Source organism: Streptomyces sp. NPDC104381 (genome assembly GCF_055583745.1).
Window position 1 is genome coordinate 366785 of the sequence record NZ_JBVJNK010000003.1, and the last position, 25636, is coordinate 392420.

Here is a 25636-nt window from a genome sequence, read left to right on the forward strand (position 1 = left end):
GGAGCGGGCGCGTCGGGGCGCTCCGGGCCGTCAGACGACTGCGTGGTCCGTCACGCGGACGACGAGACGGCCGGGTCCGCCGCTGCCCACGGCCGCCGGTCCGGCGCGCCGGTCGGCGGGGCGCAGGACGACGTTCTCCGGGTAGAGCCGGCCGAGCAGTGCCAGCACGGCGATGTCCGCCTGGTCGGTGGCGTCCAGGACGACCTCGCCCTCCTGCGCCCGGGCCAGCCCGGGGGCGTCCAGTACGGCCCGTACGTCAGCGGTCCGGGCGGCGCCGGAGAGCGGCGGCGCGCCCTCGGCGGGCTTCTCGCGGTGGGCGAAACGGTGACCCCGCAGGGCCTGGCCGAGGTCGGCACGGGCGGTGATGCCGTCGTGGGCCACCTCGATGCGAGCGGTGCGGGTCCCGTCGACGGTCGGACCGGCGACGATCCGGCCGGTGAGCCGTACAGGAGCGCCGGGCGCGGGTGGCAGGTCCTCGACGTGTGTACGGGGTGCGGCGTAGTAGTCCTTCGTCTCGACGACGTACGTGGCGGTCCCTTCCGTCTCCGGGCGGGGCCGCCAGGTCAGCAGATGCCGGGGCGCGGTGAAGGGCCGCCCGTCGACGACGGCGGGCAGGACGGTGCCGCCGCCGTGGTCGAAGCCGTAGCCGGCGGGGCCCGATCCGCCGGTGACGGCATGACGGGCGAAGTCCACGATGCTGGTGTGCCGGATGCGGCGGACCAGGAGTTCGGTGAGGAAGCGGTCGCGGGCGGGCTCGGTGTGCCGCAGGCCGGCCGGGGTGACCAGGAGAGGGACGTCCTGCCAGTTCGTGAAGGGCAGCAGGGCGTCCCGCAGCAGCACCACCTGGTGAAGCCACTCGTTGTAGAGCTGCATCGTGACGGGCCCGCCGCGGCGGCCCATGAGCAGTTCGGCCGCCGGAGGGGTCAGCAGATGGCCGTAGCAGTGACTCCGGACGACCAGGCGGCCTGCGGGGAGCGGCATCGGCTCCCTGAGCAGCCGGTCGAGGGAAGCGGTCGCCCACGACGCGATCTCCCGGCCGACGGCGTCGGCCTGCGCACCCAGTTCACGGGTGGTCGAGGTGCTGTCGGGGCCGACGGCCAGGGGCAGGGAGGCCTCGCGGGTGCCGAGGCCGAGTGTCGCGCGGATCTGGCTCTCCAGTACCTCACTGTCGGCGCGGCGCAGGGCGGCGCCGTCGATGACGCCCTGGAGCAACGGCTCGGTCCCGGCGAGGAACTGGCGTGCCGTCATGGCTCCGGCCGCCGGGAAGGTGTTCCACCGTGAGCCGCCGAGGGCGGTCGAGGCGTCCCAGGACGGGGTCGGGGCCGGGGCCGGGGTTCGGTCGGGATGCATGGGTCCTCCGGTGTGTCGGCGCTATCTGGATCGTTTGTTACAGATTGCGGGCATGAAGAGATCAGTCGAGGGCGCCCAGCGCGACCTCCACGACGGGTTCGAGGGCGTCGGCGTCCGGCGTGATCTTCGCGGACACGAGCAGTCCGTTGAGGACGGCGACGAGGAAGGCGGCGAGGGTGCGGGGGTCGTGTCGCGCGGAGATCTCGCCCCGCTCCGCCGCCTTGCTCAGCAGGTCGGTGAGCGCCTCCCGGCTCGCCTCCTGCATGTCACGTACCGTCCGCCGGGTGGCCGGGTCCTCGGGCAGGCGCTCGCAGGCGGCATTGACCGCCAGGCAGCCTCGCCCGCCGTGCCGGGTGGCGATGCGGACGCGCTCGATCAGCAGGGCGCGGATCGCGGAGCGCGCGTCCGCCCCCTCCTCCAGGCTGCGCAGGGCGGCGGCGGCCAGTGTGGTGCGGTAGTGCTCCAGGGCGGCCCGGTACAGGCCGTCCTTGTCGCCGAAGGCGGCGTACAGCGAACCCTGGCCGATCCCGAGGTGTCCCGTCAGATCGCGCACCGATGTGGCCTCGTAGCCGCGCGTCCAGAACAGCTCCATCGCGCGGCTCACCGCCGCCTCGGTGTCGAAAGCCCGGGTCCTCGCCATGGGTGAACCGTAACCTATCTGGATCGGTCGCTCAAGAAACATGTGAGGCGGCCCCGGCGTCCGGGTGGCAGCCTGGCGGCGCCGGGCGTGACCTCGCCGGCGCCGCGCGGAGGCCGAGGCGGCCCCTGCGGAGCGGGGATCCCGTCGGAGTCGAGTGGTCCGTTGGCTCTGCCGCCCGCCGACAGCGTGGCGCCGGAATGGGCCAATGGCCCAATGGAACGGGTTCCGTTTGAACCACCAGCCCACCAGGTGCTGAGATAGACCTGTCAATGGCGCTGCGGGTCCCCCCTGGGATCCTCGCGGCGCCTTTCTCATGTCTGCGCCGGTCTCACCGGCGAAAGGGGCGGGGCAACGTGTTGAAGAGGGCGTTCGTCGCACCGGATCCGGGGCGGATGCGGCTGCGGTTCGCGTCGAGGGCCGTGCTCGGCATCGGGCTCGCCGTCGCGCTGTGCGGGGCGGCCGGCCACTCGCTGGCCGCGGCCGTCACCGGTGGCCTGGCCGCGCTGCTCGCCCTGTTCACGGTGACCGACCCGACGGTGCGCGGGCAGGCGATCACGACCGCGCTGCTCCCCGTGGTCGGTCTCCCCGTCCTCACGCTCGCCGCGCTGCTGCACGACGTACCCGTCGCCCGCGACCTGGCGTTCCTCGCCGTCGTGGGAGCGGGGGTGTACGCGAGGCGCTGGGGGCCCCGCGGGCACTCGCTGGGCGTGTTCGCCTTCATGTCGTACTTCTCCGCCCAGTTCCTGCACACCGTGCCCGGCCAGCTGCCCGAGCTGTCCATGGCCGTGCTGCTGTCGCTCGTCGTCTCGTCGGTGGTGCGGTTCGGGGTGTGGTGCTACGAGCGCCGGTTCGGCGCCCCCGTGGCAGTCGCCCTCCCCGCCGAGGCGTCGGGGCTCGGGCGCATCACGACGCGGCAGGCCGTGCAGGCGACATCGGGGGCCGCCTTCGCGCTCGCGGTGGGCCAGCTGCTCTCCGACCAGCGCTGGTACTGGGCGGTCGGCGCCACCTGGTGGGTCTTCGTGGCCACCACCTCGCGCGGCGAGACCGTCGTACGCGGATTCAGGCGGTTCCTCGGGACGGTGATCGGGATCGGGCTGGGCTTCGCGGTGGCCGTGCCGCTGCACCACGAGCCGGTCGTGGCCGCCGTGGTCGTGGCGGTCAGCGTGTTCGGGATCTTCTACACCGCCGCCGTCTCCTACACCTGGATGATGCTGGCCGTGACCGTCATGGCGAGCATGCTGTACGGGCTGCTCGGCGTTCTCGACACGGGTCTGCTCCTGTTGCGGGTGACCGAGACGGCGGCAGGGGCGCTCGGCGCCGTACTGGCGGTGCTGTTCGTGCTGCCGGTCACCACGCACTCGGTGACCGAGGCATGGGTGGAGCGGGCGCTTCGATGCGTGCACACCTGCACGGCGGAGGCCGCCGCCCGGCTCGCCGGGAGGGAGGACGCCGACGCACCCGCGCGCGTCGCCGAGCTGGAGGCCATCCTGGGCCGGGTGCGCCTGTCACTTGCGCCGCTGGTGCACCCGCTCAACCCGCTGAAGGCCCGCAAGCGCCGGGCCCGCCAGGTGCTCGCCCTGCTCGACGACTGCGTACGCGAGGTACGAGGCCTGGCCTCCGTGGCCGCCGACCCGGAGGCCTCGCACGACGTACGGCTCGCCGCGGCCTGCTGGCGGGTGGAGGCCGCCGTGGAGGCCCTCACCGACGCGCCGGCCGCCGGGCGGCACGTCCGGCCCGACGCCGTACCGGCCACGGAGCCGACGGGCGCCGGACAGGTACTGGCCCACCTCCACGCGCTGGAGCGGGCCCTGCTCGAACTCGCCGTGCCGCTGCGCAGGCCGGGCCGCGTTCCGGCCGGCGCCTGACGCCGCACCCTCCTCCGGTCCGGTTCTTTCTGGTCCGGACCAGAAAAGCGTCGCCTGCTACCGTCGCCCGGGAAGATCGTGCCGGATGTGAAGAGGGGTAGCGCGATGGGCGCCGACCACGCAAAGCGGGCATTCATAGGGTCGTTCACCTCGGCGGGCGGCCAGGGCATCAGCGTCGCCGCCGTCGACCGGGACACCGGGGCACTGACCGTGCTCGCGTCCACCGACGCCCTGGCCGACCCGTCCTTCCTCGCGGCCGGCCGGGCCCCGGGAACGGGCGCCCCCGTGCTGTACGCCGTCAGCGAGGTCTCCGACGGGGCCGTGGCCGCGTTCTCCACCGATGACGACGGCACCCCGCGGCTGATCGGCGAGGTGCGGCCCGTCGACGGGAACAGCCCAACCCACCTGGCCCTGGCCGCCGGCCACCTCCTGACGGCCAACTACGGTTCCGGCAGCGTCACCGCGCTGCCCCTGGCCGACGACGGCTCACCCGGCCCGGCGGCCGGGGTCCTGCGGCACGAGGGCCGGGGCCCCGACGCCGGCCGCCAGTCGGGCCCGCACGCGCACCAGGTGCTGGCCGACCCCTCGGGGGAGTGGGTGCTGAGCGTGGACCTCGGCACGGACTCCGTACACGTCTGCGCCCTCGACCCGGACACCGGCTCGCTGCGGCTGCACGCCGAGACCGCGCTGCGGCCCGGGACCGGCCCGCGCCACCTCGCCTTTCACCCGTCCGGGGGACAGGTGTACGTACTGAACGAGCTGGAGCCCACGGTCACCGTGTGCCGCTGGGACGCGGCGGGCGGGCTGCTCGAACCGCTCGGGGAGACACCGGTGCTGCCGCACGACCACGACGAGGCCGCCGGCGTACGCACCTACCCCTCGGAGGTGGTGGTCTCGCACGACGGCCGCTTCCTGTGGACCGCCAACCGCGGGCACGACAGCATCTCGGTCCTCACGCTCGACGGGACCGGTGAGAAGCCCGTCCTGGCCGCCGCCGTGGGCTGCGGAGGACGCTGGCCGCGCGATCTGACCCTCGACCCCACCGGGCAGTGGCTGTACGCCGCCAACGAGCACTCCGGGAACGTCAGCTGGTTCGCCGTGGACGCGGAGACGGGGATCCCGGCGCACGCGGGCTCCATCGAGGTTCCGGCCGCCTCCTGCGTGGTCTTCGGCTGACGGCGCCACACGGCGACGGGAAACGGCGCGGACCGGTGAGCACCGGTCCGCGCCGTGTCGTTCGTGCCGCGCCGTCCCGCGCCCGTGTCGTGGCGTGGGCGCGGCGCCGTTCGTCAGTGCGCCTGGGCGCCCTGCGGGGTCGCCGGGGTGATGCCCAGCGTCGTCGCGTACAGGGAGAGCACGAGCTTCCCGATGGCCGGGTACGCGCCGAGCGGCTCGGCGGTCGAGCAGCCGGCCTCCTTCGCGGCGGCGTCCAGCAGTCCGGCGTCGATCTCCGGGCCCACCAGGTACGGCGCCAGCGCGAGCTGGGCGGAACCGGAGGTCTGCAGCTGCGCGGCGATCGAGGCGACCGAACCCTCCACGTCCAGGGCCGCGGCCATCACCGGCACGGCGAGCCGGGCGGCCAGCAGCATGCCGGTGATCCCGGCGGCCTGCACGGCCTCCTCGCCACCCACCGTGGCCAGCACGATGCCGTCGGCCGCCGTCGCCACGGTGAACAGCCGCGCACGGTCCGCGCGCGCCAGACCGGCCTCCGAGAGGCGCACGTGCAGCGCCTCGGCGAGCAGCGGGTGCGGACCCAGTACGTCGGTCAGCTCGGCCTGCGTACCGCTGTCCATGACGGCCTGCCGTATACGCCGGATGAGGGCGCTGTCCGGGCCCGCGAGCAGCGGTACCACGACCGCGGACGGGCCCGAGGGCTCGGCGACCTCACGGCCCGCGGCGGTGGCCTGCTCGTAGCGCGCGGTGCGCTCGGCGGCGGCCTGGGTGAGTACGGAGGCCAGCGTGGGATATTCGGCGTCGTCGCCGTCGAGATAGCCGATCTGCGCGTTCAGGCCGGGCAGCTCGGAACGGGCGATGCTGATCACTTCCTCGGCCAGGCTGCGCGAGGCCGGGGAAGGGGTACCGGGAAGGGCGAGAACGAGCGCGGCGGCGCCCTCAGGTGCGACCACGGGCTCCGGGCGGCGGTGCCGTCCGGACTGGCGAGGTCGCGGCATTCGTACAGGCAGGCCGGAAGCGGGCCCAGTGGGGGTGCTCATGGCGCCGCATGCTACTGGTTTTGGGTGCCCCTCCGTTCGGGGAGGGGGCCGTCAGGCGTTATCTGTCCGTATATGTCTGTTGAGCGGCATAGAGGGCGGCTGACCTGCTCTGTCCGGACAGACGGTTGCTCGGATTGCCTACGTTACTCCCGGTACGAACAGCAGGGCCGGGTGGGGTGGCAGCCGCAGCCCTCCTTCGGCCAGAGCCCGGGCGATCCTCAGCGCGCCGTGCAGCGGATCACCCTCCGCCGGGACCACCCGGGCTTGCGAGACCTGCTGGGCCAGCTCCCCGCGCAGCGGCCCGAGAAGAGGCTCACCCATGCGGAACAGCCCACCGGTCAGAGCGACTTCACAGCCCTCGGGGCGGGAGTCCGCCGGGCCCGGGCAGACCGCGGCCGCCGCCTCGGCGATGTGCGCCGCCGCGTCCCGCAGGATCCCCGCGGCGACCTCGTCCCCGGGTGCGCAGGAGGCGACCTCGGGCGCGAAGGAGGCGAGCAGCGCGGGACGGTCCGTACGCGGATAGAGCAGGCCCGGAAGACCGGCGGCCGGCCCGAAGACGGCCTCGAGCCTTTCCAGCAGCGCGGGCGAACCACCACGGCGGCCGTCGTGGGCCCGCATCGCCGCGTCCAGCCCCGCCCGGCCGATCCAGGCACCTCCGCCGCTGTCGCCCAGCAGATGACCCCAGCCGTCCGCCCTGCGCCACGTCGTGAGGTCGGTGCCGAGCGCGATCATTCCGGTGCCGCCCGCGACGACCGCCCCGGGCCGCTGCCCCAGCGCCCCGGCGTACGCGGTCACCGCGTCGGCGGCCAGCGCCAGCCGCCGTACCCCCAGCGCCTCCGCGAGCGCGCCGGGCAGCCGGGCGCGCAGCTGGTCGCCGAGCGTCGCCATGCCGGCCGCCCCGATCGCCACGGCACCGACGGCCGCGCCGGCCCCCGCCTCGTCCAGCAGCCGGTCGACGGCCGGCAGCAGCTGCTCCAGGAGATGCCCGGCGTCGATGCCGTCCGCACCCGTCCGTACGGGCTCGGCGCAGACCGTGGTGAACGCCGGGCGCTCCGTGTCCCGGGGGCCGAGCGCCACGCGCAGCCCCGACCCGCCGGAGTCGACGCCGAGGACGAACGCCTCACCCACCGGACCGGGACCCGTCATGCCGGTCACCGGCCGGTCCGGTCACCGGAATCCACGGGCACCGCTGTCCCCGGACGAACACCTGAACGCCTCATGGCTGGACCCCGGAAGAGTGGAGGACTGAAGACGACCGGCACCCTATCGTCCGGCTCCGTCCCGTGGGGGACCGCATGATCACCCGGGGCCCTGTAGGCCGGTAGAGTGACGGCTGTGGCAGCGCGACCGTTGAGTGAACTTGTGGAGCCCGGCTGGGCCGAGGCGTTGGCCCCCGTGGCCGGCCGGGTCGCCGCGATGGGGGACTTCCTCCGCGCGGAGATCGGAGCGGGCCGCACCTATCTGCCGGCGGGACAGAACGTGCTGCGCGCCTTCCAGCAGCCGTTCGACGAGGTACGGGTCCTGATCGTGGGCCAGGACCCCTATCCGACCCCGGGCATGGCGATCGGACTCAGTTTCGCGGTGGCGCCCGACGTACGGCGTCTGCCGGGCAGCCTGGAGAACATCTTCCGGGAACTGCACTCCGACCTCGGCCACCCCCGGCCTTCCAACGGGGACCTGACGCCCTGGACGCGGCAAGGGGTCCTCCTCCTCAACAAGGCGCTGACCACGGCCCCGGGGAAGCCCGCCGCCCACCGCGGCAAGGGCTGGGAAGAGGTCACCGAGCAGGCGATCCGCGCCCTGGCCGCGCGCGGCAAGCCGATGGTCTCGGTCCTGTGGGGACGCGACGCGCGCAACGTGCGGCCGCTCCTCGGCGACCTGCCCGCCGTCGAGTCGGCCCACCCTTCCCCGATGTCGGCGGACCGCGGCTTCTTCGGCTCGCGCCCGTTCAGCCGTACCAACGAGTTCCTCGAACGTGCGGGGGAGAAGCCGGTGGACTGGCGTCTGCCCTGACGCCTGGAGCCCGGCCGGGTGGCACTCCCCGGTGCGGATGGGCCGGACGCGGGACACCGCGTGGGCGGCTGCCCGCCGCCGGGCGGCGCGGCTGTTAGCGTCCCACTCCGCCGGGCCGGCCGGTCCGGTCCAGCGGCGGAGGAGTGGTGCCCCATGCGTGTTCTCCTGGTCGGCGCGGGTGGCGTGGGCACGGCGATCACCAGGATCGCGGCCCGCCGGCCCTTCTTCGAGTACATGGCGGTCGCCGACCGCGACCGTGCCCGGGCGGAGAGCGCCGTCACGGCCCTCGGGGAGAGCGGATCCCGTTTCGGTGTGGCCCGGCTCGACGCCTCGGATCCGGCGGCGGTGCGCGCGGCCCTCGCCGAGCACCGCTGCGACGTCCTGCTCAACGCCACCGACCCCCGCTTCGTCATGCCCCTGTTCGAGGCGGCGCTCGCCCACGGCGCGCACTACCTCGACATGGCGATGTCCCTGTCCCGGCCGCACCCGTCCCGGCCGTACGAGAAGTGCGGGGTCAAGCTCGGCGACGCCCAGTTCGAGCGGGCGGAGGAGTGGGAGGCCTCCGGGCGTCTCGCACTGGTCGGGATGGGGGTGGAACCCGGGCTCTCGGACGTGTTCGCCCGGTACGCCTCCGACGAACTGTTCGACGAGATCGAGGAGATCGGGATCCGCGACGGCGCCGATCTGACGGTGGAGGGCTACGACTTCGCTCCGTCCTTCAGCATCTGGACGACCATCGAGGAGTGCCTGAACCCGCCGGTCGTCTACGAGGAGGACCGGGGCTGGTTCACCACCGCCCCCTTCAGCGAGCCCGAGGTCTTCGACTTCCCCGAGGGCATCGGGCCCATCGAGTGCGTCAACGTGGAGCACGAGGAGGTGCTGCTCGTGCCGCGCCGGCTCAAGGCCGGCCGCGTCACGTTCAAGTACGGCCTGGGCGACGAGTTCATCGGGGTGCTGCGCGCACTCCACACGCTGGGCCTCGACCGCACGGACCCCGTGTCCGTGAAGAGCGACGCGGGCACCGTCAAGGTCTCACCGCGTGACGTGGTCGCCGCCTGTCTGCCCGACCCGGCGGGCCTCGGCGACCGTATGCACGGCAGGACGTGCGCGGGCACCTGGGTGAAGGGCACCAAAGACGGGCGGTCCAGGGAGGTCTACCTCTACCACGTGGTCGACAACCAGTGGTCGATGCGCGAGTACGGCTCGCAGGCCGTGGTCTGGCAGACCGCGATCAACCCCGTCGCGGCGCTCGAACTCGTCGCGAACGGCGTCTGGGGCGGTAGCGGAGTGCTGGGGCCCGAGGCCATGCCGCCGCGGCCCTTCCTCGACCTGCTGTCCGAGTACGGCGCACCGTGGGGCCTGCGCGAAGGGTGACGGCCGGGGTGCGGCCTCGGCGGACGCCTCACCTGACATGCGGACCATGGCGCGCCTCCCTACCATTTGGAACGACATATTCCGCCTTCCTTCAGGCCTGTGACCCGAGCGAGGGAGCATGGCAGAGGACACCGCCGGATCAGCACCGCCGGCAAGCTTGAAACCGAACGCGATCGGTTTCGTCGACGCGCTGGTCATCGGACTGAACGCCACGTCCCCGGCCTACTCGGTGGCGGCCGTCATCGGCCCGATCGTGGCGCTCGTCGGCGTCTACGCGCCCGGAGTGCTCTTCGCCTCCTTCGTGCCGATGCTCCTCATCGCGTCGGCCTTCTACTACCTCAACAAGGTCGACCAGGACTGCGGGACGACGTTCTCCTGGGTGACGCGCGCGATGGGCCCCTGGAGCGGCTGGCTCGGCGGCTGGGCCATCGCGATGACCGGCGTGCTCGTGGTCGGATCACTGGCCGATGTCGCCGTCAGCTTCGGCCTGCTCGCCGTCGGCCTCGACAGCTGGGCCGACAACACCTTCGTCCGCCAGCTGCTCACCGTGCTCCTGATCATCGTGATGACGGGGCTGTGCGTCATCGGGACCGAACTGTCGGCCAAGGTGCAGAACGTCCTGATCCTGGCTCAGGTGGCCTTCCTCCTGGTGTTCGTGATCGTCGCGCTCTACCGGGTCTACGCGGGCACGACGTCCTTCGACTCCATCAGACCCTCGGCCGAGTGGCTCAACCCCTTCGGGCAGGGCGGTGCGGCGCTCACGGGCGGCCTGCTGCTGGGCGTGTTCATCTACTGGGGCTGGGAATCAGCGGTCAACCTCACCGAGGAGGTCGAGGACTCCGCGAGCGCGCCGGGAAAGGCCGGCGTGTGGTCGACCGTCCTCCTGCTGGTGACCTACCTGTCCGTCGGCTTCGCGGTCGTCGCCTTCGCCGGAACGGCCTACCTGGCCGACAACGCGGGGGAGGAGGAGTTCATCTTCGCCCTGCTCGCCGGCGACGTCATGGGCGGCTGGGACTGGATCGTGCTGCTCGCGGTCGCGACGTCGGCGCTCGCCTCCACCCAGACCACCATCATCCCGGCGTCGCGCACCGCGCTGTCCATGGCCCGGCGGAAGGCGCTGCCCGCCCACTTCGCCCACATCAGCCCGCGCTTCCGGACCCCCGACGTGAGCACGTGGTGGGTGGCCGCCATCGCCATCGCCTGGTACCTCGTCGTCAGCCAGATCAGTGAGAACGCCCTCTTCGACTCCCTGACGGCGCTGTCCCTGCTCATCGCCTTCTACTACGCGCTCACCGGCGTGGCCTGTGCGATCTACTACCGCCGTCATCTGACCGAGAGCGTGCGCAACTTCCTCCTCATCGGCCTCGGCCCGGTGGTCGGAGCCGGTCTGCTGACCTGGCTGCTCGTCCGGTCGGTCATGGACATGTCCGACCCGGCGAACTCCTACAGCGGCACCTCCTGGTTCGGTCTCGGACCCCCGCTCGTCATCGGCATCTGCATCACCCTCATCGGGGTGGTGCTCATGGTGGTGCTGAGGTTCGTGTCGCCGTCCTTCTGGGCCGAACGACGGGGTGTGGTCGACCCCGGACTCGTACACGGCAAGGAGCCCTGACATGTCCGTGATCCTCGGGTACGACGAGTCGCCGGGCGCCGAGCGCGCGCTGCGCACGGCGATCGAGGTGGCCGCCGCGTACGGCGAGCAGCTCGTCCTGGTCTACGGGGCCGCGCCGCCCGGTCCCACCGGCGAGGAGTACCGCGCCCACTACGAGGCCATCCGCCAGGCCGGGCGTGCGGGGCTGGAGCACGCGGTCGCCGCCGCCGAGGAGGCCGGCGTACCGACCACGGTCGAGGTCATCGACCTGAAGCCGGCGGAGGCGCTGATCGAAGCAGCCTCCCGCCACGGCGGGCGGGTCATCGTGGTGGGCAGCTGGGGCGAGAGCCCGATGCGGGGGGCGCTGCTGGGCTCCACCCCGCACAAGCTGCTGCACCTGTCGACCGTGCCGGTGCTCTGCGTGCCCACCGACTGACGGAGCCGGCCTCCGGGGAAGCGGGCGGCGGACGGCGGCCGGTCAGCCGATCACCGCCGCTCGTACGCACAGGACGTCCGGCAGATGCGAGACGAGCTGCTGCCAGCTGTCGCCGTCGTCCGCGCTCGCGTACACCTCGCCGTTGCGATTGCCGAAGTAGACGCCCGCCGGGTCCGCGTCGTCCGTGCAGAGCGCGTCACGCAGCACCGTGCCGTAGTGATCGCCGTCCGGAAGGCCCCGGGTGAGGGGCTCCCACGTCTCACCCGCGTCCCGGGTGCGGTAGACCCGGCAGCGGTGACCTGCCGGGACACGGTCGGCGTCCGCGTTGATCGGGAACACGTAGAACGTGTCCGCGCGATGCGGGTGCGCGGCGGCCGCGAAGCCGAAGTCGGAGGGCAGGCCGGCTCCGATGTCCTTCCAGCGCTTCCCGCCGTCGTCGCTGCGGAAGACGCCCCAGTGGTTCTGCAGATACAGCCGGTCGGGATCCACCGCGTCCCGGGTGACCTTGTGCACGCACTGGCCGAACTCGGGGTCCGGGTCCGGCAGGAAGACGGCGGACACCCCCTTGTTGGAGGGAGCCCAGCGCTCACCGCCGTCCTCGGTGCGGAACACTCCTGCGGTGGACACGGCGACCGTCACCGCCCGGGCGTCCCGGGGGTCGGTCAGGATGGTGTGCAGGCCCTCGCCGCCTCCGCCGGGCACCCACCGGGACCGGGTCGGGTGCTCCCAGAGCGGGCGCACCAGCTCGAAGGACTCGCCGCGGTCGTCCGACCGGAACAGCGCGGCCGGCTCGGTGCCCGCGTAGACCACGTCGGGGGCCTCGGGCCCGGCGGGGTGCAGCTGCCAGACCCGCTCCAGCGAGGCGTCGGTGAACTGCGGGAACTTCACGGCGGGTCGCTTCGGCTCCACCCAGCTCGCGCCCATGTCGTCGGAGTGGAACACCGAGGGGCCCCAGTGGGCGCTGTCCCCGCCGACCAGGAGCCGGGGCGTCCGGCCGCGCGTGTCGATCGCGATCGAGTAGATCGCCTGGGCGTTGAAGTGCGGATCGCCGAACTCCCACGCCCCGCCGCGTCTGTGGCCGAGGAAGAGCCCTTTACGGGTGCCCACGGTGAGCAGTACTTCGGACATGCCAGAACCTCCCGAAACGCCGTTGTGTCGGTGAGGCCCAGTCTGCACCCGGCCACTGACAGCGGCCGGGAGGCGCGGTGACGCCGCAGGTCACCGCCGTCGTACAGGGCGGGCGGCGGCCCTCGGTGGACGGGCCGTCCGCACCCCGGGAGTCGTGGTCCTTCCCTCAGCGCGCCGGCGGGGCCGTGCTGCTGCGCACCACCAGACTCGTCGCCAGGTCGACCCGGGTGGTCGCGGGCTGCCTGCCCCGGCCCAGGTCGAGCACCAGACGGGCCGCGGTCTCGGCCATCTCGATGAGCGGCTGGCGCACCGTGGTCAGCGGAGGACCGATCCAGCGGGTGAGCGGCAGGTCGTCGAAGCCGATCACGCTGAGGTCCTCAGGGATCCGGAGTCCCAGCTCGCGCGCGGCCTCGTAGACGCCCAGTGCCTGGAGGTCGTTCCCCGCGAAGATGGCGGTGGGCGGCTCAGGCAGGCGCAGCAGCTCCAGGGCCGCCGTGTAGCCGTCCTCGTGGTTGAACTCGCCCTCCCGGACGAGCGCGGGGTCCATCGGGACACCCGAGGTCTCCAGGGCGGCGCGGTAGCCGTCCAGCCTGGCGCGGCTGCACATCATGCGGGTCGGTCCGCCGATGACACCGATCCGGCGGTGCCCCAGGCCCGTCAGATGGCGGGTGGCGGCGAGGCCGCCCTGCCAGTTGGCCGCCCCGACCGAAGGGATGTCGTCACCGGGGTCGCCCGCCGGATCGACCACGACGAACGGGATGGAGCGGCTGGTCAGTTGGGCGCGCTGGCCGGCGTCGAGGTCCGAGAGCACCAGGATCACTCCGGCCGGGCGGCGGGCCAGAACGCCGTCCACCCACGTCTGTCCCGGGGTGAGCCGGCCGGCGCTCTCCGAGAGGACCAGGCTCAGTCCCTCCTCCCTGGCGACGTTCTCCACGCCCCGGACGACCTCCATCGCCCAGGCGCTGTCCAGCTCGTGGAAGACCAGGTCGATGAGCTGGGACTGCTGGGAGGCGCCGCGCCTACGGCGGTAGCCGTGCCGCAGCAACAGCTCCTCCACCTTCGAACGCGTACTCGGGGCGACGTCGGCGCGCCCGTTCAGCACTTTCGAAACTGTCGGAGCCGAAACTCCGGCCGCTCGGGCGATCTCTGCCAGCGTGGCGGTGCTCTCCGACGACTCGTCGACGGACGCCTTCTCCTGTTGGGGCTGGACCTTTGCAGGGCTCATGCACGAATCGTAGCTCCCCCGCAGCCCTGTATCCGCGTCTGGGCAAGGTTCGTAAATCCTTGCTCCTACCCTCTTGACGGGTCCGAAACACGACCGTACCGTTCCGGCAACATTCGAAAGCCACGCCGAAACATTCGACAGAGGGTGCGGTCATGCGGTCGGGGATATTCACTCAGGGCACACGTACGACGAGATGGGCCGCGGCGGGTGCGGCCATGGCCATGGCCGGTCTGCTGGCCGGCTGTGGTTCCGGGGGCGGCGGGAGTGACAGCGGGACCATCACCGCCTACGTCTACGGGGACGACGCGGTCAAGGTCCAGCAGGCGGCGGTCGACACGTTCAACAAGACCTCCAAGGTCAAGGTGAAGCTGGTGTCGGTCCCCGGCACCGACTACGTGAACAAGCTCCGCAGCGCCATGGGCTCGCCCAGCGCCCCGGACGTCTTCTTCAACTGGGGCGGCGGCTCCATCAAGCCGTACGTCGACTCGAAGGACCTGGTCGACCTGACGTCGACGGTCAAGAACGACGCCACGCTGAAGGACGGATTCCTCCCCTCGATCATGACGGCAGGCGGTCTCGAAGGGAAGGTCTACGGGGTGCCCATGCGCGGCATGCAGCCCGTGATGCTCTTCTACAACAAGACGCTCTTCGCCGAGCACAAGATCGAGCCGCCCAAGACCTGGGAGGACCTCCAGGAGGCCATCAAGACCTTCAAGGCCGCGGGGATCACCCCCTTCGCGCTCGGCGGCTCCGACAAGTGGCCCGAACTGATGTGGATGGAGTACCTCCTGGACCGCATCGGCGGCCCCGAGGTCTTCAAGAAGATCCAGGACGGCGACACGACGGGCTGGGGCGACCCGGCGGTGCTCAAGACGGCGCAGACCGTCAAGGAGCTCGTCGACGGGGGCGCCTTCGGCAAGAACTTCAACTCCGTCGACTACGGCAACGGCGGAGCCCCCACCCTGCTCAACAAGGGCAAGGCCGCCATGCACCTCATGGGCTCGTGGGAGTACTCGACCCAGCTCGGCAAGGCGCCGGAGTTCGCGAAGAAGGACCTCGGATGGGCCGCCTTCCCGACGGTGACCGGCGGCGTGGGTGACCCCGCCAACGTGGTGGGCAACCCCACCAACTACTGGTCCGTCAACGCCCGGACCAAGCACAAGGACACCGCCATCGCGTTCCTGAAGACGATGGCGTCGAAGACCTACGCGCAGGCCCTCGTCGACAACGGCGACGTCCCCACCACGGCCGACGCCGCCGAGATGCTGAAGGGCTCCCCGAACCCGCAGTTCGCGACGGACAGCTACGAAATGGTGCAGAAGGCCCCGAGCTTCACCCTCTCGTGGGACCAGGCACTCGAAGCCCAGTACGCCACGCCGCTGCTCACCGAGATCAGCAAGCTGTTCGCCGGCAAGACGACCCCCGAACAGTTCGTCGAAGCAATGAAGGCCGCGAAGTAACCATGTCCCACCACACTCCGGTCGCGAAGAGGCGCGGAGACGGGAAGGCGGCCGTCGGCGACGTCGGCCGCCCGCCGGTCGCCTGGGCCGTCCCCGGCATCCTCTTCTTCGCCGTCTTCGCGATCGTCCCCCTGGCGATCGCCGTCTATCTCTCCTTCTGCGAGTGGGACGGGCTCGACTCCCCGACCCTGACCGGCCTGGACAACTGGACCAGGCTGTTCAAGGACTCGGAGTTCGGCCAGGCCGCCTGGCTGAGCCTCCTCCTCACCACGATCAGCTGGGTCTTCCAGACCCCGGTGGCCCTGCTGCTGGGCGTATGGGCCGCGGGCCGCCAGCGCAGCCGCGCCTTCCTGTCCGCGATCTTCTTCATCCCGCTGCTGCTCTCCACCACCGCCATCGCGATGCTGTTCCACGCCCTGCTGGACCCCAACTTCGGGGTGATCCAGACGATCGGGCCCTGGATCGGCATCGATCCCAACGTCATGGGGACGTCCACCGGCGCGCTGCTCGTGGTGGCCTTCGTCGGCGGCTGGCAGTTCATGCCCTTCCACACCCTGATCTACCAGGGCGGCGCCCGGCAGATCCCGGAGGTCCTCTACCAGGCCGCCTCCATCGACGGCGCCGGGATGGTGCGGCAGTTCTTCCACATCACGCTGCCGCAGCTGCGCCACACGATGACGACCTCCTCGGTCCTGATGATCGTCGGCTCGCTGACGTACTTCGACACCGTGCTCATCATGACCAAGGGCGGCCCCGGAACGGACACGACGATCCTGCCCTACCTGATGTACCGGACCGGCTTCCAGACGTACGACCTCGGCTACGCGGCGGCCATCGCCACGGCGCTCGTGGTCGTGGCCACCAGTATCTCGCTGATCATGGTCCGCCTCAGTGGCTTCGGGTCCATGCGGTCCACCCGGGAAGGTATGTGACGCGATGTCGATCGACACCCGCCCCGCCACTCCGCAGCACCGCGCGGCACCCACCGCGCCGCGCCGCGGACGCCCCGCCCGCCGGCGCCGGCCCCTGGGCAACCCGGTGGCCGGCATCGGCTCCCTGATCTGGCTCCTCATCGTCCTCGTACCGCTCTACACCCTGGTCTCCGCGTCGCTGATGCGCCAGGACGAGGCGCTCAACGGCGATCCGCTCGCGATCCCCACGGATCCGACGCTCGACAACTACCACACCGTGCTGGACAGCGGGTTCCTCACGCTGATCGGCAACACCGCGATCGTCGCGGTGGCCACGGTCGCCATCGTGCTGGTGCTCTCCGTCCCGGTGGCGTACGTGGCGGTACGCACCCGCAGCCGCCTCTCGTCGCTCGCCTTCCGGACGTTCCTGCTCGGAGTGGCGATCCCGGCGCAGGCGGTGATCGTGCCCCTCTACCTGATGATCGGGAAGATGGGCCTGTACGACACCCTGTGGGCGATCATCCTGCCCACCGCCGCCTTCGCGATGCCCGTCGCGGTGCTGGTGCTCAGCGGCACGATGCGCGACGTCTCCGAGGAGATGTACGAGGCCATGGCGCTCGACGGCGCCTCGCCCCTGCGCATGCTGTGGCAGCTGGCCGTACCGCTGTCCAGGGCCGGGATCAGCACCGTCGCCATCTTCTCCGCGCTCCAGGCGTGGAACGGCTTCCTCTTCCCGCTGATCCTGACCCAGTCGGAGGAGCAACGCGTCCTGACGCTCGGGCTGTTCAACTTCATGAGCCAGTTCGGAGTGAACATCCCCGCGGTACTGGCGGCCATCGTCCTCTCCGTCATACCCATCTTCGCCGTGTACCTCGTGGCCCGGCGGGCGTTGATCAACGGACTGATGGGGGTGGGCGGCAAGTAGGACACCCACGCCGCCCCGGACCACCGCACTCATGAGAGGAACCCCTGCCGCCATGGCGATCCACCCCGTCCCGCAGGCCCGTCAGGCCGATCCGCCCCCCGTCGCCGACGGCCCGTGGCGCGACCCCTCGCTCAGCCCCGAGGCGAGGGTGGCCGACCTGGCGTCCCGGATGACGCTCGAGGAGAAGACCGCCCAGCTCTACGGAATCTGGGTGGGTGCCGACGCGGAGGGCGACGGAGTCGCGCCGCACCAGAACGACATGGTCGACCCGGTCGACTTCGAGGAGATCACCACCCGCGGACTCGGCCAGCTCACCCGGCCGTTCGGCACCGCCCCGGTGGACCCGGGCGTCGGCGCCGTGTCGCTGGCCACTGCCCAGGCCAGGATCGCCGGGTCGAGCCGTTTCGGGATCCCCGCGCTCGCCCACGAGGAGTGCCTGGCCGGGTTCACCGCCTGGGGCGCCACCGCCTACCCGGTGCCGCTCGCCTGGGGCGCGGCCTGGGACCCCGAGCTGGTCGCCGAGATGGCCCACCGGATCGGCGGTGACATGCGGTCGGTCGGCGTCCACCAGGGCCTGGCCCCGGTCCTGGACGTGGTGCGGGACCTGCGCTGGGGCCGGGTGGAGGAGACCATCGGCGAGGACCCCTACCTGGTCGCGACCATCGGGACGGCGTACGTCCGGGGCCTGGAGTCCTCCGGGATCGTCGCCACCCTCAAGCACTTCGCGGGCTACTCCGCCTCGGCCGGCGCCCGTAACCTCGCCCCGGTCCGGGCGGGCGCGCGGGAGATGGCCGACGTGATCCTGCCGCCGTTCGAGATGGCGGTCCGCGAGGGCGGCGCCCGTTCGGTGATGCACTCGTACGCCGAGATCGACGGGGTGCCCACGGCCGCCGACCCGACCCTGCTCACCGGACTCCTCAGGGACACCTGGGAGTTCGGCGGCACGGTCGTCGCCGACTACTTCGGCATCGGCTTCCTGGAGACCCTGCACAGGGTGGCCGAGGGCCGCGGTGACGCCGCCCGTCTCGCCCTCACCGCGGGCGTCGACGTGGAGCTGCCCACCGTGCGCAGCTACGGGGACGCGCTGGTCGCCGCCGTACGGGACGGGCTGGTGGCCGAGGAACTGGTGGACCGCGCCCTGCGCAGGGTGCTGCTCCAGAAGTGCGAGCTCGGCCTGCTCGACCCGGACCGGCCGCTCCTGCCCCCCGTACTCAGCGGCGTGGACCCGGAGCGGGCGCGCGGCACGGTGGACCTCGACCCGCCGCGGAACCGCGCCCTGGCCCGGCTGCTCGCCGAGCGGTCCTGCGTCCTGCTGGCCAACCCGGAGGGCGCCCTGCCGCTGGCGGGCACCGGGCGGATCGCGGTCGTCGGACCCCGCGCCGACGACCCGCTGGCCATGCTCGGCTGCTACTCCTTCCCCAGCCATGTCGGGGTCCAGCACCCCGGGACCGCCATGGGCATCGACGTACCGACCGTCCTGGAGGCACTGCGCGAGGAGTTCCCCGGCGCGGGCGTCGACCACGCGCGGGGCTGCGAGGTCGACGGAACGGACGCCTCCGGCATCGAGGAGGCCACCGCGCTGGCGGCCGGGGCCGACGTCTGCGTGGCCGTGCTCGGCGACCGGGCCGGACTCTTCGGCCGCGGCACGTCCGGCGAGGGCTGCGACGCGACCGACCTGGCGCTCCCGGGTCTCCAGGGCGAGCTCCTGGACGCGCTGCTCGCGACCGGCACCCCGGTCGTCCTGGTGCTGCTGACGGGACGGACGTACGCGCTCGGAGGCCGGGCGGACCGGCTGGCCGGCTGTGTGCAGGCGTTCTTCCCCGGCGAGGAGGGCGGCCCGGCGCTCGCCGGAGTGCTCTCCGGGCGGGTCAACCCCTCCGGGCGCCTGCCGCTGGGGGTGCCCAGGGACCCCGGCGGCCAGCCGTGGACGTATCTGCAGCCGCCGCTGGGCCGGGTCAGCGACGTCAGCAATCTGGACCCCACCCCGCTCTACCCCTTCGGCCACGGGCTCTCGTACACCTCCTTCACCTGGGAGGCCGGCCCCGAGGTGCCGGCGGAGCTTCCCACCGACGGCGAGACCGATCTCGCGGTGACCGTCCACAACACCGGGGACCGCGACGGGGCCGAGGTGGTCCAGCTGTACGTCCACGACCCGGTCGCCCAGACCACACGCCCCGACGTACGGCTGATCGGATACGCCAGGGTGCCGCTGGCCGCGGGGGAGTCCCGGAAGGTCAGTTTCCGGTTCCACCCCGACCTGGTCTCCTTCACCGGGACCGGCGGGCGCCGGATCGTCGAACCCGGCGGCCTGGAGCTGCGGTTCGCCACCTCCAGCGACGCCGCCGACGTCAAGCACACCGTACGGCTGCGCCTCACCGGGCCGGAGCGGACCGTCGACCACCGGCGCCACCTGGTGTGCGCCACCTCGGTCGACTCGCTGGTCGCACAGCAGTGACGTGCGGGGGCCCGGCCCCCGCACGCCCGCCCCGCGCACCCTTCCCCGGGTGCGCGGGGAGCGATGTCGAAACTTTCGAAGACCCCTCCGCGCCCGGGCGCCGGCCTCGCGTCCCCGCGCCTTACGGAAAGGTATCTGTCATGCCCAAGACAATGCGTTCGCTCGCGGTGGGCTCCGCGGCCGCCGTGCTCCTGGTCTCCGCGTTCACGCTCCCCGGTGCTTCCGCCGCCGGCAACGACACCGCCCGGCACGGCGGAAAGGGCCACAGCACCGCCCCGCGGAGCCTCGGCAACCTCGGCCGCGAGGCCGGACTGCGCATCGGCACGGCCGTCGACACCACCGCCCTGGCCGAGGACGCGCCCTACCGGGCCGAGGTCGCGGGGGAGTTCTCCTCCGTCACCGCGGAGAACGTCATGAAGTGGGAAGCGGTCGAACCGCGGCGCGGCACCTACGACTGGGCCGCCGCCGACCGGCTCGTCGGCTTCGCGAAGAAGCACGGGCAACTGGTCCGCGGCCACACCCTGGTCTGGCACAACCAGCTGCCCGCCTGGCTGGACGAGGACGACTTCACCACCGCCGAACTGCGCGAGGTGCTGCACCGTCACATCACCGACCAGGTCACCCACTTCAAGGGCAGGATCTGGCAGTGGGACGTCGTCAACGAGGCCTTCGACGACGACGGCTCGCTGCGGGACAGCATCTGGCTGAGGAAGCTCGGCCCCGGCTACATCGCGGACGCCTTCCGCTGGGCCCATCAGGCCGACCCCGAGGCGCGCCTCTTCATCAACGACTACAACATCGAGGGCGTCAACGCGAAGAGCACCGCCCTGTACGAACTGGTCCGCACGCTGCGCAAGCAGCACGTGCCCGTCCACGGCGTGGGCATCCAGGGCCATCTGGCCGTCCAGTACAGCGCACCGCACGACATCGCCGACAACATGCTGCGCTTCGACCGCCTCGGCCTCGGGACCGCGATCACCGAGGCGGACGTCCGGATCCCCCTGCCGGCCGACAGCACGGAGTACGAGGCCCAGGCCGAGGGGTACGGCGTCCTGCTGCGCGGCTGCCTCCTCACCCCCGGCTGCGACGACTTCACCGTCTGGGGCTTCACCGACACCTACTCCTGGGTCCCGGACACCTTCCCGGGCGAGGGTGCGGCCAACCTCTTCGACGAGGACCTCGCCCCCAAACCCGCCTACGGCACGCTGCGCCAGACCCTGACGATCGCCGGGGGCCGGCACTGATGGCCTCGCTCGACTGGGCCGCCCTGGGCGGCTACTTCCTCGTGATGCTGCTCATCGGCCTCTGGTCGCACCGCCGCATCGGCAACGTGAGCGACTACTTCACCGGAGGCGGCCGGATGCCCTGGTGGCTGTCCGGCATCTCCCACCACATGTCCGGGTACAGCGCCGCCGTGTTCGTCGCGTACGCCGCCATCGCCTACAGCTACGGCATCACCGTCTACGTCTGGGCCTTCCTGCCGCTCGCCTTCGGCACCGCCGTGGGGGCCTGGCTGTTCGCCCCGCGCTGGCAGCGGCTGCGGAAGCGCTACGCCGTCGCCTCGCCCCTGGAGTACCTGGCCAAGCGCTACAACGTGCCCACCCAGCAGGCGCTCGCCTGGAGCGGCGCGCTGCTCAAGGTGTTCGACGTGGCCGCCAAATGGGCCTCCGTGGCCGTGCTGCTCAACGTGTTCACCGGCATGTCGATGACCACCGGCATCCTCATCACCGGCATCGTGACCCTGCTGTACTGCACGGTCGGCGGCCTCTGGGCCGACGCGCTCACCGACTTCGGGCAGTTCATCATCCAGGGAGCCGCCGCGCTCGCCATGCTCTGGGTCGTGCTGGACCGGCTCGGCGACGGCCTCGCGGGCCTGGGCACCATCTGGGACAAGCTGCCCGACGGGCACGGCCGGCCACTCGTCGGTCCGTACACCGCGACCTTCCTCGGCGCGTACGTCGTCGTGAAGCTCTTCGAGTACAACGGCGGCATGTGGAACCTGGCCCAGCGCTACATGGCCACGGACTCCCCGAAGGCCGCCCGCCGTTCGGCCGGGCTCTCCGCCCTGCTGTACGTGATCTGGCCCGCCGTCCTGCTCTTCCCGCCCGTCGCCGCGGCCGTGCTGCTGCCGGGCATCGCGGACCCGGAGAAGGTCTACGCGCTGATGGCGGAGTCGTACCTGCCGGCGGGGCTGGTGGGGCTGACGCTGGCCGGGATGTTCTCGCACACCATGGCGATGGCCTCCTCCGACGCCAACGCGGTCTCTGCGGTCGTCACCCGCGACATCATCCCCGCCGTCGTACGCCGCGCCCGTGAGCTGTCCCCCGCCACCGGGCTGCTCGTCGCCCGGGTGTGCACCGTCGTCTTCATCGGCGTCAGCATGATCGTCGCGATCGAGGCGGACCACTTCGGCGGAGTGCTGGGCATCATCGTCGGACTGGTCGCGGCGGTGATGGGCCCCATCTCCATCCCGATGCTGCTCGGACTGCTGCCCGCCTTCCGCCGGTTCGGACCCCGCGCGGCGCTGTCCTCCTGGGCGCTGGGCCTGCTCGGCTACCTCCTGGTGAAGTTCGTGCTGGACAGCACCGACCAGACGCTCGTGATCGTCACACCGCTCGTCACCTCGCTCGTGGTGTACATCGTCGTCGGACTGATCAGCCCCGAGCCCGACGACACCGCCGACGCGATCGTCGCCGCGCTCTCGCCCGGCCCGGACGAGGACGGCGCACCGGCCCCCGCCGCCCCGCGAACCGCCGCCGCCCCCGGCGCCACCGACTGACGCAGAGGTACCCGCACCGCACCTCTGCCAAGGGCTCACGCCCATCCAATTTGTCATGCGTGTGAACAAAATGGAGAGCGACATGGACAACCACACCAGCCGCAGAACGGTCCTCGGGGCCGGTCTCGGGTTCACGGCACTGGCGGCGACGCCCCTCGGATCGCTGATGGGGCTGACCGGTGAGGCGGCGGCGACACCCGCCGGCCCGGGCCACTCCCCGGCGGTCCGGCCCACCGACCCAGGGGCGTACATCTCCTTCACGCCACGCTCCGGCGCCTTCCCCCTGGTCAGGGCGGGCAAGGCGGCCCCGATCGTGGTCAGCGACAAGGATCACGACGGTGTCGTCCGGGTGGCCGGCGACCTCCAGGACGACATCGAGCGCGTCACCGGCGTCCGCCCCGCGCTCTCCCGGAACGCGACCCCCCGTGGCCGCGAGATCGTCCTCGTCGGCACCATCGGCCGCAGCCCGCTCATCGACGGCCTGATCGCCGCGGGCCGGCTCAAGGTCGCGGACATCGCGGGCAGATGGGAGACCAGCCTGCAGACCGTGGTGGAGAAGCCGCTGCCCGGAGTGGACCGTGCGTTCGTCATCGCCGGCAGCGACCAGCGCGGCACGATCTTCGGCGCGTACGACGTCTCCCGGGGCATCGGGGTCTCGCCCTGGTACTGGTGGGACGACGTCGTCCCCGTCCACCGCGACGCGCTGTACGTCCTGCCCGGCCGGCACAGCCAGGGCACCCCCGCCGTGAAGTACCGCGGATTCTTCATCAACGACGAGAACCCGGCGCTCGGCACCTGGGCACCCGCCTTCTTCGGCCCCGGCAAGGCACCCGGCTTCGAGGGCGGGTTCAACGCCGCCTTCTACGCCAAGGTCTTCGAGGTGATGCTGCGGCTGAAGGCCAACTACCTCTGGCCGGCGGTCTGGGGCCGTGCCTTCGCCGAGGACGACCCGGAGAACCACGCCACCGCGAAGGCCTACGGGGTCGTGATGGGCACCTCGCACGAGGCGCCCATGATGCGGGGCATCGAGGAGTGGAACCGGCACGCCGTCGCCGCCGTCCGCGACAGCGCGGGAAACATCACCAAGCCGGGCCACGACCCGTACGGCGGCACCGGCGAGTGGTCGTTCCGCCGCAACGCCGAGGCCATCAAGGCCTACTGGCGGGAGGGCGTACGCCGCATGAAGCGGGAGGACTTCGAGGGCGTGGTCACCCTCGGCATGCGCGGCAACGGCGACGTCAGCCTGCCGGACGGCGACGGCATCGAGCTGATGACGGAGATCATCGCCACCCAGCGCGCGATCCTCGCCGAGGAGCTCGGCTCGGAGGACGGGGTCCCCCAGGTGTGGACCCTCTACAAGGAGGTCCAGCACTACTGGGACCGCGGGCTGCGGGTCCCGGACGACATCACCGTCGTCCTCACCGACGACAACTGGGCCAACGTACGCAAGCTGCCGGACCTGAAGAACGACCCGCGAGGCGGCGGTTACGGCCTCTACTACCACTTCGACTACGTCGGCGTGGGCCGGAACTACAAGTGGGTCGACACGACCTCGCTCCCCAACATGTGGGACCAGCTCCACCAGAGCGCCGCCTACGGCAACCACGGCCTCTGGGTCACCAACGTGGGTGACCTCAAGGGCAACGAACTGCCCACCCAGTTCTTCCTGGAGTACGCCTGGGACCCCGACCGCTGGCCCCTGGACGCCCTCCCGGAGTGGGAGGAGCGCTACGCCGCCCAGAACTTCGGCGAGCGCAGGGCCGAGGAGATCGCGGAGATCCTCCGCACGTACGCCCGGCTGCAGTCCCGGCGCAAGCCCGAGCTGCTCAACCGGAAGATCACCCTCGACCCGGCCAAGGACCCGGCGACGGACTCCTCCGCCATCGTCTACGACGACCGGGCCACTCCCTTCAGCATCGTCGACTACCGCGAGCTGGAGCGGGTCACCGAGGACTGGCAGCGCCTGGACGCCGCGGCGGAACGCGTCCGGCGGGGCCTGCCCGCGTACGCCCAGGACGCCTGGTACGAGCTCGTCGGCTACGCGGTCCGGGCGACCGCCAACCTGTACGCCCTGCGCGAGGCGGAGTTCACCAACCTGCACTACGCACCCCAGGGCCGGGCGCTGACCAACCAGCTGGCCGCCACGGCCGAGGCGGGACTGGCCCAGGACCTCGCCCTGGCGCGGCGGTTCGACACCGAGGTGGCCGACGGCAAGTGGGAGGGGTTCCAGACGCAGCCGCACATCGGTTACGGCGATGTGGACCGCTACGGTCCCAACGCCCCCTGGCAGCAGCCCGAGCTGGACAACGTGGCGCTCGCTGACGAGATCTTCCCCGCCGTCCGGCGCATCGAACTCCCGCACAGGGCCGAGATGGGCGTGGCCGTCGACGGCTCGGCCGACTGGTGGCCGGCGTCCGGAGCGGAGCCGGTCCTGCCGGTCTTCAGCCCGTACCGGAGCCAGCCCGCGCAGTACGTCGAGGTGTTCAACCGGGGTACCGTCCCCTTCGACTTCCGCATCCGTACGGGCGCCTCCTGGCTGATCGCCGACCGGACGCGGGGCCGGGTGGACGCCCAGACCCGGGTCACCTTCCGCGTCGACTGGTCCCGGGCCCCGAAGGGCGTCACCCGGGTGCCGGTCACCGTGTCCGGCCCCGGCGGCAGCGAGGTCGTCGTCCGTGCCGTCGTCGACCGGCCCGGGCTGGAACGTTCGCAGCTCAAGGGGTTCGTCGAGGCCAACGGATACGTGTCCATGGAGGCCGACCACTTCCACCGGGCGGTGGGCCGCGGCGGGATCTCCTGGCGCCGCATCCCCGGCATCGGACGCACCGGATCGGGCATGGAGCCCTTCCCGGTGACCGCGGCCCGGCAGACCCCGGGCGGAGGCGGGCCCCGGCTGGAGTACCGGCTCAGCCTCTTCACCACCGGCCCGGTGACCGTCTGGGCGTATCTGTCGCCCCGCAACAACGCGCTGGCCACCGACGGACTGACGTACGCCGTCTCCTTCGACGACGACGCCCCGCAGTCCGTCGACATCACCGGGGCGACCGGGTCCGACGACGGCACCATGAACACCCAGTGGGCCCGCAACACGTCGGACAACGTGAACCGCACCGCGACCACGCACCACATCCGCCGGGCCGGCGTCCACGTGCTCTCGTTCTGGATGGTCGACCCGACCGTGGTACTCCAGAACCTCGTGGTGGACACCGGCGGCCTCAAGCCCAGCTATCTGGGCCCGCCGGAGAGTCTCCGGCTGAGCTGACCGGAGCGG

19 protein-coding genes are annotated in these 25636 nt (G+C 71.9%); 13 read left to right on the forward strand and 6 right to left on the reverse strand.

What is annotated here, in order from left to right; translation table 11 throughout:
• Nucleotides 1–30: 30 nt before the first annotated feature.
• Nucleotides 31–1350: a hypothetical protein gene (locus ACZ607_RS11115; protein WP_469734004.1), complete on the reverse strand. Its 1320-nt coding sequence runs from the start codon at nucleotides 1348–1350 to the stop codon at nucleotides 31–33.
• Nucleotides 1351–1411: 61 nt separating this feature from the next.
• Entirely contained in the window at nucleotides 1412–1990 is a 579-nt protein-coding gene (locus ACZ607_RS11120; RefSeq protein ID WP_469734006.1) for a TetR/AcrR family transcriptional regulator, read from the reverse strand.
• A 353-nt stretch (nucleotides 1991–2343) separates the two neighbouring features.
• Between ACZ607_RS11120 and ACZ607_RS11125 the strand changes: the two genes are divergently transcribed.
• Complete coding sequence (locus tag ACZ607_RS11125) at nucleotides 2344–3855, forward strand: FUSC family protein (protein ID WP_469734007.1); 1512 nt, start codon at nucleotides 2344–2346, stop codon at nucleotides 3853–3855.
• A gap of 105 nt (nucleotides 3856–3960) precedes the next feature.
• Complete coding sequence (locus ACZ607_RS11130; RefSeq protein WP_469734009.1) at nucleotides 3961–5031, forward strand: lactonase family protein; 1071 nt, start codon at nucleotides 3961–3963, stop codon at nucleotides 5029–5031.
• Between the two features lie 113 nt (nucleotides 5032–5144).
• Here ACZ607_RS11130 and ACZ607_RS11135 read toward each other — a convergent pair whose 3' ends face one another.
• Both ACZ607_RS11135 and ACZ607_RS11140 read right to left on the reverse strand, forming a co-directional pair.
• The gene (locus ACZ607_RS11135; RefSeq protein ID WP_469734010.1) at nucleotides 5145–6068 is read right to left on the reverse strand and encodes a sirohydrochlorin chelatase; all 924 of its coding nucleotides are present in this window, start codon (nucleotides 6066–6068) and stop codon (nucleotides 5145–5147) included.
• A 138-nt stretch (nucleotides 6069–6206) separates the two neighbouring features.
• Nucleotides 6207–7214, reverse strand: a complete 1008-nt coding sequence (locus tag ACZ607_RS11140; protein WP_469734011.1) for an N-acetylglucosamine kinase — start codon at nucleotides 7212–7214, stop codon at nucleotides 6207–6209.
• A gap of 189 nt (nucleotides 7215–7403) precedes the next feature.
• Here ACZ607_RS11140 and ACZ607_RS11145 point away from each other — a divergent pair, with 189 nt between their 5' ends.
• The 4 genes from ACZ607_RS11145 (at nucleotide 7404) to ACZ607_RS11160 (ending at nucleotide 11482) form a co-directional block, all read left to right on the forward strand.
• Nucleotides 7404–8081, forward strand: a complete 678-nt coding sequence (locus ACZ607_RS11145) for a uracil-DNA glycosylase (RefSeq protein ID WP_469734013.1) — start codon at nucleotides 7404–7406, stop codon at nucleotides 8079–8081.
• A gap of 153 nt (nucleotides 8082–8234) precedes the next feature.
• Complete coding sequence (locus tag ACZ607_RS11150) at nucleotides 8235–9455, forward strand: saccharopine dehydrogenase family protein (protein WP_469734015.1); 1221 nt, start codon at nucleotides 8235–8237, stop codon at nucleotides 9453–9455.
• A gap of 118 nt (nucleotides 9456–9573) precedes the next feature.
• On the forward strand, nucleotides 9574–11067 hold the full coding sequence (locus tag ACZ607_RS11155; protein ID WP_469734017.1) for an APC family permease: 1494 nt from the start codon (nucleotides 9574–9576) through the stop codon (nucleotides 11065–11067).
• Nucleotide 11068: 1 nt separating this feature from the next.
• Nucleotides 11069–11482, forward strand: coding sequence for a universal stress protein (locus tag ACZ607_RS11160; protein WP_469734019.1), 414 nt, complete (start codon nucleotides 11069–11071; stop codon nucleotides 11480–11482).
• Nucleotides 11483–11524: 42 nt separating this feature from the next.
• Here ACZ607_RS11160 and ACZ607_RS11165 read toward each other — a convergent pair whose 3' ends face one another.
• Together ACZ607_RS11165 and ACZ607_RS11170 are read right to left on the reverse strand one after the other, a co-directional pair.
• A complete protein-coding gene (locus tag ACZ607_RS11165) occupies nucleotides 11525–12610 on the reverse strand; it encodes a WD40/YVTN/BNR-like repeat-containing protein (protein ID WP_469734021.1) in 1086 nt (361 codons plus the stop codon).
• 166 nt (nucleotides 12611–12776) lie between these two features.
• Nucleotides 12777–13835, reverse strand: coding sequence for a LacI family DNA-binding transcriptional regulator (locus ACZ607_RS11170; protein ID WP_469734024.1), 1059 nt, complete (start codon nucleotides 13833–13835; stop codon nucleotides 12777–12779).
• A 215-nt stretch (nucleotides 13836–14050) separates the two neighbouring features.
• Between ACZ607_RS11170 and ACZ607_RS11175 the strand changes: the two genes are divergently transcribed.
• The 7 genes from ACZ607_RS11175 (at nucleotide 14051) to ACZ607_RS11205 (ending at nucleotide 25627) form a co-directional block, all read left to right on the forward strand.
• Nucleotides 14051–15295, forward strand: coding sequence for an extracellular solute-binding protein (locus ACZ607_RS11175; protein WP_469734026.1), 1245 nt, complete (start codon nucleotides 14051–14053; stop codon nucleotides 15293–15295).
• A 2-nt stretch (nucleotides 15296–15297) separates the two neighbouring features.
• Nucleotides 15298–16227: a carbohydrate ABC transporter permease gene (locus ACZ607_RS11180; RefSeq protein WP_469734028.1), complete on the forward strand. Its 930-nt coding sequence runs from the start codon at nucleotides 15298–15300 to the stop codon at nucleotides 16225–16227.
• A gap of 4 nt (nucleotides 16228–16231) precedes the next feature.
• Entirely contained in the window at nucleotides 16232–17131 is a 900-nt protein-coding gene (locus ACZ607_RS11185; RefSeq protein WP_469734029.1) for a carbohydrate ABC transporter permease, read from the forward strand.
• Between the two features lie 52 nt (nucleotides 17132–17183).
• The gene (locus ACZ607_RS11190) at nucleotides 17184–19586 is read left to right on the forward strand and encodes a beta-xylosidase/alpha-l-arabinosidase (protein ID WP_469734914.1); all 2403 of its coding nucleotides are present in this window, start codon (nucleotides 17184–17186) and stop codon (nucleotides 19584–19586) included.
• A gap of 140 nt (nucleotides 19587–19726) precedes the next feature.
• Entirely contained in the window at nucleotides 19727–20830 is a 1104-nt protein-coding gene (locus tag ACZ607_RS11195) for an endo-1,4-beta-xylanase (protein WP_469734031.1), read from the forward strand.
• Nucleotides 20830–22365 (forward strand): sodium:solute symporter family protein, encoded by a 1536-nt coding sequence (locus tag ACZ607_RS11200; RefSeq protein ID WP_469734033.1) that lies wholly within the window; start codon nucleotides 20830–20832, stop codon nucleotides 22363–22365. The genes ACZ607_RS11195 and ACZ607_RS11200 overlap by 1 nt, the downstream gene beginning before the upstream one ends.
• 55 nt (nucleotides 22366–22420) lie before the next feature.
• Nucleotides 22421–25627, forward strand: coding sequence for a glycosyl hydrolase 115 family protein (locus tag ACZ607_RS11205; RefSeq protein WP_469734035.1), 3207 nt, complete (start codon nucleotides 22421–22423; stop codon nucleotides 25625–25627).
• The last annotated feature ends 9 nt before the right edge of the window (nucleotides 25628–25636 follow it).

Coding starts and splice junctions, on each gene's coding strand:
- ACZ607_RS11115 (WP_469734004.1), bottom strand. CDS start 1,350: ATGCATCCCGACCGAACCCCGGCCCCGGCCCCGACCCCGTCCTGGGAC.
- ACZ607_RS11120 (WP_469734006.1), bottom strand. CDS start 1,990: ATGGCGAGGACCCGGGCTTTCGACACCGAGGCGGCGGTGAGCCGCGCG.
- ACZ607_RS11130 (WP_469734009.1), top strand. CDS start 3,961: ATGGGCGCCGACCACGCAAAGCGGGCATTCATAGGGTCGTTCACCTCG.
- ACZ607_RS11135 (WP_469734010.1), bottom strand. CDS start 6,068: ATGAGCACCCCCACTGGGCCCGCTTCCGGCCTGCCTGTACGAATGCCG.
- ACZ607_RS11140 (WP_469734011.1), bottom strand. CDS start 7,214: ATGACGGGTCCCGGTCCGGTGGGTGAGGCGTTCGTCCTCGGCGTCGAC.
- ACZ607_RS11150 (WP_469734015.1), top strand. CDS start 8,235: ATGCGTGTTCTCCTGGTCGGCGCGGGTGGCGTGGGCACGGCGATCACC.
- ACZ607_RS11155 (WP_469734017.1), top strand. CDS start 9,574: ATGGCAGAGGACACCGCCGGATCAGCACCGCCGGCAAGCTTGAAACCG.
- ACZ607_RS11160 (WP_469734019.1), top strand. CDS start 11,069: ATGTCCGTGATCCTCGGGTACGACGAGTCGCCGGGCGCCGAGCGCGCG.
- ACZ607_RS11165 (WP_469734021.1), bottom strand. CDS start 12,610: ATGTCCGAAGTACTGCTCACCGTGGGCACCCGTAAAGGGCTCTTCCTC.
- ACZ607_RS11170 (WP_469734024.1), bottom strand. CDS start 13,835: ATGAGCCCTGCAAAGGTCCAGCCCCAACAGGAGAAGGCGTCCGTCGAC.
- ACZ607_RS11175 (WP_469734026.1), top strand. CDS start 14,051: ATGGCCATGGCCGGTCTGCTGGCCGGCTGTGGTTCCGGGGGCGGCGGG.
- ACZ607_RS11180 (WP_469734028.1), top strand. CDS start 15,298: ATGTCCCACCACACTCCGGTCGCGAAGAGGCGCGGAGACGGGAAGGCG.
- ACZ607_RS11185 (WP_469734029.1), top strand. CDS start 16,232: ATGTCGATCGACACCCGCCCCGCCACTCCGCAGCACCGCGCGGCACCC.
- ACZ607_RS11190 (WP_469734914.1), top strand. CDS start 17,184: ATGGCGATCCACCCCGTCCCGCAGGCCCGTCAGGCCGATCCGCCCCCC.
- ACZ607_RS11195 (WP_469734031.1), top strand. CDS start 19,727: ATGCCCAAGACAATGCGTTCGCTCGCGGTGGGCTCCGCGGCCGCCGTG.
- ACZ607_RS11200 (WP_469734033.1), top strand. CDS start 20,830: ATGGCCTCGCTCGACTGGGCCGCCCTGGGCGGCTACTTCCTCGTGATG.
- ACZ607_RS11205 (WP_469734035.1), top strand. CDS start 22,421: ATGCGTGTGAACAAAATGGAGAGCGACATGGACAACCACACCAGCCGC.